General features: G+C 59.8%; 8 protein-coding genes. 4 read left to right on the top strand and 4 right to left on the bottom strand.

Annotation, left to right across the window (positions count from 1 at the left end):
* On the bottom strand, positions 1 to 420 hold a 420-nt coding region (locus ABSG20_RS23830; protein ID WP_423866959.1), incomplete at its 3' end, for a Crp/Fnr family transcriptional regulator.
* A gap of 191 nt (positions 421 to 611) precedes the next feature.
* Here ABSG20_RS23830 and ABSG20_RS23825 point away from each other — a divergent pair.
* The 3 genes from ABSG20_RS23825 to ABSG20_RS23815 all read left to right on the top strand — a co-directional run bounded on the left by ABSG20_RS23825 (position 612) and on the right by ABSG20_RS23815 (position 4,014).
* Positions 612 to 1,598 (top strand): TIM barrel protein, encoded by a 987-nt coding sequence (locus tag ABSG20_RS23825; protein WP_423866958.1) that lies wholly within the window; start codon positions 612 to 614, stop codon positions 1,596 to 1,598.
* A gap of 193 nt (positions 1,599 to 1,791) precedes the next feature.
* On the top strand, positions 1,792 to 2,682 hold the full coding sequence (locus ABSG20_RS23820; protein WP_423866957.1) for a ribokinase: 891 nt from the start codon (positions 1,792 to 1,794) through the stop codon (positions 2,680 to 2,682).
* Between the two features lie 219 nt (positions 2,683 to 2,901).
* Complete coding sequence (locus ABSG20_RS23815; protein WP_423866956.1) at positions 2,902 to 4,014, top strand: Fic family protein; 1,113 nt, start codon at positions 2,902 to 2,904, stop codon at positions 4,012 to 4,014.
* 84 nt (positions 4,015 to 4,098) lie between these two features.
* Here ABSG20_RS23815 and ABSG20_RS23810 read toward each other — a convergent pair whose 3' ends face one another.
* Complete coding sequence (locus ABSG20_RS23810) at positions 4,099 to 6,141, bottom strand: hypothetical protein (RefSeq protein WP_423866955.1); 2,043 nt, start codon at positions 6,139 to 6,141, stop codon at positions 4,099 to 4,101.
* A 406-nt stretch (positions 6,142 to 6,547) separates the two neighbouring features.
* Entirely contained in the window at positions 6,548 to 7,012 is a 465-nt protein-coding gene (locus tag ABSG20_RS23805) for a MarR family winged helix-turn-helix transcriptional regulator (protein ID WP_423866954.1), read from the bottom strand.
* A 322-nt stretch (positions 7,013 to 7,334) separates the two neighbouring features.
* On the opposite strand from ABSG20_RS23805, the gene ABSG20_RS23800 reads away from it, so the two are divergent.
* The gene (locus ABSG20_RS23800; protein WP_423866953.1) at positions 7,335 to 7,730 is read left to right on the top strand and encodes a putative quinol monooxygenase; all 396 of its coding nucleotides are present in this window, start codon (positions 7,335 to 7,337) and stop codon (positions 7,728 to 7,730) included.
* A 240-nt stretch (positions 7,731 to 7,970) separates the two neighbouring features.
* On the opposite strand, the gene ABSG20_RS23795 is transcribed toward ABSG20_RS23800, so the two are convergent.
* A complete protein-coding gene (locus tag ABSG20_RS23795; RefSeq protein ID WP_423866960.1) occupies positions 7,971 to 8,141 on the bottom strand; it encodes a helix-turn-helix domain-containing protein in 171 nt (56 codons plus the stop codon).
* Positions 8,142 to 8,143: the final 2 nt, after the last annotated feature.

Below are 8,143 nucleotides of genomic sequence, written 5' to 3'. Positions count from 1 at the left end.
GCTGGAATTGAATAGCTGGTCGATCAAGTCTTCCTCAATTCGGCTGTTCCGGCTCAGGAGGTAAGCCATGAACAGCTCCGAAAACCTCGGCTCGTCGTGAAGGGCGACGATCATTGCAGCTTTTGTAATTGACGTGACGATGCAATCTTCCATCGCCGTTGTCGTCGAGATACGTATCTTGTGGCCGTTCATGCAGCCCTCACCGAAGAATTGTCCCGGCCCGAGGATTGTGACGACGGCTTCCTTGCCTTGTTCGGACAGAACGGTCAGTTTGATCCTTCCTTTTTGAAGATAAAAAACCGTGTCCGCGATGTCACCTTGCTGGAACACGGTCTGATTCTTGTGCAGCTCAAGGATCGTTTTCCCCGTGCCCACCTTGGCAAGGAAGATTTTGGGATCGAAAAGGCTTGGCTGCTTCATGTACCAAGCGTATTTGTTGCAACGCAATCTGTAAAGTGCTGTTTACGGCAAGAGATTTGAACAGTGAGCAAAATGAAACATCGTCCCGTCTTCGGAAATGATCTGCTGGTAATTTACCTACCAAATGTTGGAACATTTCGATGCCTGAGATCCAAGCTTAGGGACGCCTTATAGGGGTAGGAGGGGCTGATTTGCGCGAATTCAAGTTTGCGGCGCGCCTGAATTCGTTCCGAGTCGGCGCAGAAAATTACTGGAAATTCAAGAACGGTAAAGCCACCACGTTCGATCTCATCGAGCGCGCAGCCACCGTTCCCGGCCTCAATGCCGTAGATCTGAATTACCCCGATCATCTCGACGGCCATACCGAGGCCGAAGTCGTCGAGCGGCTGGCCGGCTCCGGTGTCGCGCTCAATGGCTATGCCATGCGTTACTATACCGATCCCAGCTTCAAGATCGGCGCATTCACGAATCCTGACCCGGTCGTACGGCGCAAGGCGATCGACCTGACGCGCAAGGGCATCGATTCGATGCGCAAGGCCGGTGGCCAAACCATGACGCTCTGGCTCGGGCAGGACGGGTTCGATTACTCCTTCCAGGTCGACTACAAAGCCGTGTGGGAGATGGAGGTCGAGGCGATACGCGAGGTCGCCTCGCACGATCCGGGCGTCGAGGTCAGCCTCGAATACAAGCCCAACGAGCCGCGCTCGTTCGCGCTCCTTCCCGATGTCGCGACCACGCTTCTGGCGATTCGCGAAGCAGACAGACCGAACCTCGGCGTCACCCTCGATTTCGCCCACGTGCTCTATGCGGAAGAAATGCCGGCCTATGCGGCGATGCTGGCGGCCCGGCACAGCCGCCTGCTCGGTGTGCATCTCAATGACAGCTACGGCAAGCGCGACGACGGACTAATGGTCGGCGCCGTTCACATTCAGCAGACGATCGAGCTGCTCTATGCGCTCGACAGCTTAGGCTACGACGGCCTGCTCTATTTTGACACGTTCCCGGATATTTCCGGGCTCGATCCCGTCGCCGAATGCGCCGCCAATATCGATAGCGTTCTCGCCATGAAAACCATTGTCGAGCGGCTCCGCAGAGCGCCGGCTCTCAGCCATGCCATCGCCACCCAGAATTCGGTGGCCAGCCAGAAGATCGTGCAGGCTGCGCTGTTTGCGCCGTGAAATCTCATACGCCGAAAAAAATCGGGCCGACCGGTCGCAGTTGCAGAGCAGGTTCGGCGGATTGCCCAACTCAACATCATGGATGCCGTCTCATCGCGGTTGCGCAAAAGGGCTACGGCACCATGGCAGCCGTCCGGGCCAAACGATGCTAACTCAGGGATGCGCCTGGCCGCCCCCGCCGAGAGGAATCTTCATGTCTGGACCGAAGTTCGACGTCATCGTCTGCGGCAGTCTGCATCTCGACATCCTGGTCCACGGGCCACACCTGCCCCGCGCCGACGAGACCGTTGTGGGCACTTCCTGGTTCAGCACCTGTGGTGGCAAGGGCGGCAACCAGGCGGTCCAAGCGGCCCGCCAGGGCGCGCGGACGGCCTTCATCGGCCGCGTCGGCGACGATGAATTCGGCGGCCGCTTGCTGGCGAACCTCGACGCCGCCAGCGTCGACCGAACCAGCGTCGCGGTTGACGACAAGGTCGGCTCAGGCATGAGCGTGGCCATCGTCGATACCAACGGTGACTACGGCGCGGTCATCGTTTCCGGTGCCAACCTGGCCATAGACCCGGCCGGCATCGGCGTGAGTTGGGATCGTCTGGGCGGAGCCCGCGTGCTGGTGCTCCAGAATGAGGTGCCCCACGCCGTCAATGTCGCCGTGGCGCGGGCCGCACGCGAAGCCGGCACGACCATTGTCTTCAACGCCGCGCCCGCCCGCCCGGGCGGTGACGACCTGCTCGCGTTGGTTGATGTGCTGGTGGTCAATCGGGTCGAGGCGGAGATGCTGGCCGGCGTCCCGGTATCCGACCATGCCAGCGCGCGCGCGGCGCTCGACACGCTCGGCGCGGCCCAAAGAACCGTGGTGGTGACGCTCGGCAGCGGCGGCATGGTTGTCGCCGCGCCCAAGCAGACGCCGGTCGAATTGGACGCCGTGCCAGTCAAAGCCGTCTCGACCCATGGCGCGGGCGACTGCTTCCTCGGTACGTTGGCATCGCGGTTGGCCGATGGCGATGCGGTCATCGACGCCTGCCGCTTCGCCAATGAGGCGGCAGGAATATTTGTCTCGACCGCCGTTACGAAGCCCGAACCATAGGGAACAAGGAAGGATTGGCACTGCTCAAGGGCATCGACAAAACATTATGCGCACACCGATCGAGGTTTATAATAGACGGTTAGGTAGTTTCGCTGGAAAGACATACCACCACCTGATGGTTGTCTAGAGGCTGCTTAACGGGGCGCATGAGCTATAGAATTTGTTGCTATAGCTCAATTTTTTGTAAATAATGAGCTATAGAAGGGACGCCTATAGCTCATGAGCTGGAACTGGGAAAAGCCGGATTGGCCGAATTTCAAATATGATACAACGGCTTTGGAGCCGCTGGAAATGCGGTTCCTGCTCCAGTCCGGAGAATTCATTGGCGTTTTCAAGCATATCGGGGCCGATGACCAGGACGCCCTCAAAATCGAGCTTATCAGCGACGAGGCCGTAAAAACCTCCGAAATCGAGGGCGAGATCCTCAACCGCGACAGCGTTCAGTCGTCACTGCGCCATCAGCTTGGGTTGGGAGCAGAACGGCCCGGCATAACACCGGCTGAACGCGGCATCGCGCAAATGATGGTCGATCTCTACCGCAGCTTTGCGGACGCACTTACCGACAAGACGATATTCGACTGGCACCGCATGGTGCTGAGCGGCATTGAATCCATCCAGGTTGTTGGCGGCTACCGGACCCACGCCGAAGCCATGCAAGTCGTCTCGGGCCCGATCCATAAGCCCACGGTGCATTTCGAGGCTCCGCCGTCCAGCCGCGTGCCGGACGAGATGAAGCAGTTCGTCACCTGGTTCAACGATACTGCCCCTGGAGGCAAGACTCCGTTGTCGCCGCTGACGCGCGCCGGAATTGCCCATCTGTACTTCGTGTGTATTCACCCGTTCGAAGACGGCAACGGCCGCATAGGCCGTGCCCTCGCGGAAAAATCCCTCGCGCAAAATCTTGGTCAACCCAGCCTGATTGCGCTCGCCTATACGATTGAGCGGAAGCGTGGCGATTATTACGCCTCATTGGAGCGCAGCAATAAAGAGACCGAGATCACCAGCTGGCTCAAATATTTTGCGAACACGATTCTGGAAGCCCAGAACATCACCATCAGGCGGGTGGATTTCCACGTCGCCAAGGCCAAATTCTACCAGAAGCATCGCGGCTCGCTCAACGAGCGTCAGGAGAAGGTGATCGCCCGGATATTCCGCGAAGGCATCGACGGCTTTAAGGGCGGCTTGAGCGCTGAGAACTATATCAGCATAACCGGAGCCTCCCGTGCCACGGCGACAAGAGATTTGCAGGACCTGTTCGGGAAGGGCGCATTGACCAGGACCGGAGAGCTGCGTCATACCCGGTATCGCCTTGATTTGGCCAAGCCGCGGTGAACTGCGGCGGGTCACCCCCGCTTGCAGAAAAAAGTAGAGCGGCGGGCCCGAGACCCGCCGCTTTGTAAAAGGCTGCCGCTCGCCTCACTGCGTCGGGCAGTGCGGGTTCGGCGGATTGGGCGGAGGCAGGCCGAACAACGTCTCGTTGATGAGGTTGGTGCGGAAGTCCAGGAAGCATTCAACCGCCGCAGAGATCGCGTAACGGCTGCCGTTGCCGCCGACCGCCGGCACGAGGTTGAGCTCCGACTCCTGCGTGAAGGGCAACGACGGTGTTGCGTTGATCTTGTCCGGCCAGATCGCGCCGCCGCCGAGGCCCGTGTCGTGGTTACTGTATATATGGCAACCCCCGCAGGTCTGCGTGCGCAGGCGACGCACCACATTGTCCGGCGTGAAGGTGAAGACGCCGAGCGAATTCAGGTCGGCCTGGATGGCAGACTGCAACATCGGGTTCGGGGTCGGAGGCACCGCGAGGGGGCAGAGCGCGGGCGGGGCCGTAATGTCGTTGTCGCTCTCGGTCGCGGGTGTATGCGTATAGGCGTAGTAAATGTCGCCTATGTCGCACTGCTTTTCGTCGCTTTCATAAGCGTTGACGGCCTTGTCGGCGGTCGGGGTGGCGAAGCGGATCTGGTTGACGTCGCCCGGGCTCACATTGCCGAGCAGCTGCGTCAGTTGTTCGTCGATAGCATCCTCCAACTTGGCAAATCGCGCGGGCTCGTTGGTGTCGCCCTCGCCGTCCACGAACAACAGGTCGCCGGCAGTCTGTTTCGTCGAGTCGCGCACGATCGAAAGACTGGCATAGGTCTGGCCGTTGATCACAACTGAGCCGTCCGGCGCAAGCGAGGCGTTCAGGGTCGTGACGCCGTCCGAAGCAAGCGCGGTCGCGGTCGAGGCCGTGACGCCGAGCGTCGGGAACAGATCAAGAAGAAAGAAGGTCTTGAACTCGCGCAGCGTCCAGTTGAAAGGCGGGTTCTGGAGCCCCACCAGATCGTTCAGCATGAACGAGTTGGTGCGGATCTGACCGTGGCCGAAGGTGTAGTTCTCGATGGCGACGATCGGCGGGATCGCCGGGATGGCGACGTTGGCGCCAGAGATGGTGACGGTCGTCGCCGGCAGCCCGTTCAGATAGAAATTCGCGAGCATCTTGCCGCGCTGCGGGATGGTGATGGCCGGATTCGAAAGGCTGTACCAGAAGTTCAGGATGGAGAAACAGCCCGTCGGCCACTTCGCCGCTGGCAGCGGATGGGCGACGCGGGCCTCGAAGATGAGAAGATTGCGGTTCAAGGGGTCCGACGCCCGCTGTTCGAACGCGATGCCGGAGTTGCGGGCGAAGACGATGCGATATTCGCCGCAATCGCCGTTGGGATAGGTGGGCGAGGTTCCCGGCGCCCCGGCGAGATCGAAACGGTTGGAGAAGGCGATGGCGCTATAGGCGTTCGGGTTCGAGATGTCGTCGTTCGTGAACGGATCGCTTGTCGCTTCATTCTCCTCGAGCCGCGGACAGCGGAACGGGAAACTGTTGATTTTCGACAGCGCGGTAAAGTCGGCGATGCCACTCGTCGGCAGCGGCGGGCTAAAGTCGTCGCAATGCTCGTTGAGCGGGAACACGCCAGGCTTTTGCGCCTCCGTGTCGAACCACTGATTGAAGAGCGCCTTGGCGGTCAGCGAGCTTTGGCCGCTTTGCGCCACGAGCTGGTTCATGACCTGCGAGAATTTGAGCTTGTTGACCGAATCCACGTCGGAGACGAAGATGGACAGATAGCGGTTGAGCGGAATGTTGGGCGGGGTGACCGGCCCGCCGAGCAGCACGGCGCTGCTCAGCGTCAGGCTTCCGCTTTCGGTCGGAAACTCGGTAGCGCCGGCACTCAGGTTCGCCGACAGGCTCGTCAGCGTCTGCGGCGTGCCGCCGGCGGTGATAGTGGTGTCGGTCGTTTGCGCGCTTGCGCCTCCGGTGAGCGAGAGCGCAGCCGCGAGAGCGCCGAAAACGGCGGCCCGCGTGACGGAAAAAAGAGTTTTCATGTTAGCGGCCTCATGGCTGAATTCGAGAAGGGAGCCAGAACTATCCTGAATGCGCGCCAGTCGAATCTCGCCCGCGAAAAACTTATCCGCAGGGAAGTTCTTGAAGCGCATTCCATGAACGCAGAACGTGTTGCACGCAGAACACGAACGCAGAATCAGAAACGCAGAACAGCCGCGCAGGTATGCCGGTACTGCAATTATAAGTAGTCTTCTAAAGATATTCAATCTTAGGAGTGTGAATGGCCTGTGACAAGGGCAATTGAAGGAAATGATGCGGCGATGAGGCTGGCGACATATTCGTCGTCGCAGCGTGCGGTTTCGCGCTGGCTTTCGACCACGACAACGGACTTCAGACCCCGCCATTGGTGGCGCGCCTGCAGCCGGTCGACTGCATCACGAATCGCGTGGTGCCGGACTTCTTGAGATCCTCAGCCGCGACAGCGTTCAATCGCCGACGGTGATATCGGCAGGCTTGATCTCGTCCCACCGCGTTCGTCTCTCGTCGATAAATGTTGGTTCAGAACGCTGGCTGCGATAGCTTGACAGGAGTTGTCTTTATTTCCTTGGGCCCCGCCGAGCTTACGAAATGACGAAGCCGATCCTTCAGGTCGAAAAGCTCGTCCAAAGGCATATTCAGAAAGCAGTAGAACTCGCCCAACATCTGTTCAGTTCGCTTTCGAAGCGAGACGCCCTTAGGCGACAGATCGACAAGCACGCGACGTTCATCCGTTGCCTGCCGTCGTCGTGTAACCAGTCCCTTGGCCTCGAGGCGCTTCAGCATCGGCGAAAGCGTGCCCAGGTCCATTTGCAGCGCCGAGGCCAGATCTCCGACGCCTCGCGGCCCGCGCTCCCAAAGCACGACCAGAACCAGATATTGGGGATAGGTCAGGCCTAGCTTGCGGAGGAAGGGCACGAACAGGCGCGTCATGTGATTGCTGGCGGCGTAGAGCGCAAAGCAAAGATGATTGTCGAGCCCGGGCATCTCGACCGGCGCGACTGGGCTCCGGCTGCTTCGATTCCTGGCATCGCGTCGCAGGATCATTGTTCGCGTTTTCATTATATCAGCCTCGACTCGCAAGACACCAGCGTGGCTCAGCCGCATCCATCGTCAGCCATCGCGCTTGCGCAAGCCGTGTCAGGAAAATCTGATGCGGTTCATTATATCGTTCAGCATATGATTGACTCTCAATATATAGTGTGCAAACTATTCGTACTCCAGGTAAATGTCAAGGACAGCCTGGGAATGGCCGGCTTTGGCTTGCTGCTGGCTTGCAATGAAAAACAACTGAAAGGGAGGAATTGCCATGTCGAAATTGGATCGCCGCGCGTTCGTGGCAGCAGCCGCTTTCGGCGGCGCGGCAGCTGCCGTAATCGCCGGCTCATCTGCCGAGGCGACGGGACAGAGCGGCTACTTCGTGATCGCGGAAATCGTGTCCAAGATGGACAAGGCGGATGAACTGCGCGCGCTGCTCGTTCCCTTCGCCGAAACGTCGGCCAAAGAGCCGGGGTGTCTGGTCTACACGCTGATGGAAGTCATCGGCGAGCCGGGCCGCTTCCTGACCTTCGAACGGTGGAAGGACAAGGCTGCGCTTGATGCCCACATGGTTACGCCAGATATCAAGGCGATCGTGCCGAAGCTGGAGCCCATCCTGGCAAAGCCCTTCACTCAACTGTTCCTGGATGCACGCACGGGCGGTTAGACCTGCTCTACTGCGCAACATCGGCGGGTCGCTGGCTGCCCGCGCCGCAACGGTGAGGCCGTCCCGCTCGTTTTCAACATACGCGGAACGAATTCGCAGCGAGTGAGCAGGCCGCAAAGGGACTCAAGGGAGCCCGAATGCTTGGCAACATAGGGAGGGCTCGATCCGGCCCGCGAGGATGTCGGAGCGGATGTTATCGCGGGAAGCGCACCTCCTGGCGGCCTTGGCTCACGCGGCATTTTAGCTGCGCGGGCCTCGTTCGGGGTGGCGGAAATCGGAGGGTGAGCGGTTCGTCCATTTCCTGAATGCTTTTCGAAAGCTGGTCGCGTCGGCAAAGCCGACGCGCTCGGCGACCTGCTCGATCCCCATATGCGTGTTTTCGAGCAGCTCGGTGGCCAGCGACCGGCGCATCC

This window comes from Bradyrhizobium sp., assembly GCF_049512235.1.
Taxonomy (GTDB): domain Bacteria; phylum Pseudomonadota; class Alphaproteobacteria; order Rhizobiales; family Xanthobacteraceae; genus Bradyrhizobium.
This window is presented reverse-complemented; position numbering and strand designations above follow the sequence as displayed.

Bases quoted from the DNA above. Each gene is read 5' to 3' on its own strand.
- ABSG20_RS23800 (WP_423866953.1), top strand. From the start codon at position 7,335: ATGTCGAAATTGGATCGCCGCGCGTTCGTGGCAGCAGCCGCTTTCGGC.
- ABSG20_RS23810 (WP_423866955.1), bottom strand. From the start codon at position 6,141: ATGCGCTTCAAGAACTTCCCTGCGGATAAGTTTTTCGCGGGCGAGATT.
- ABSG20_RS23795 (WP_423866960.1), bottom strand. From the start codon at position 8,141: ATGCGCCGGTCGCTGGCCACCGAGCTGCTCGAAAACACGCATATGGGG.
- ABSG20_RS23820 (WP_423866957.1), top strand. From the start codon at position 1,792: ATGTCTGGACCGAAGTTCGACGTCATCGTCTGCGGCAGTCTGCATCTC.
- ABSG20_RS23805 (WP_423866954.1), bottom strand. From the start codon at position 7,012: ATGCCCGGGCTCGACAATCATCTTTGCTTTGCGCTCTACGCCGCCAGC.
- ABSG20_RS23815 (WP_423866956.1), top strand. From the start codon at position 2,902: ATGAGCTGGAACTGGGAAAAGCCGGATTGGCCGAATTTCAAATATGAT.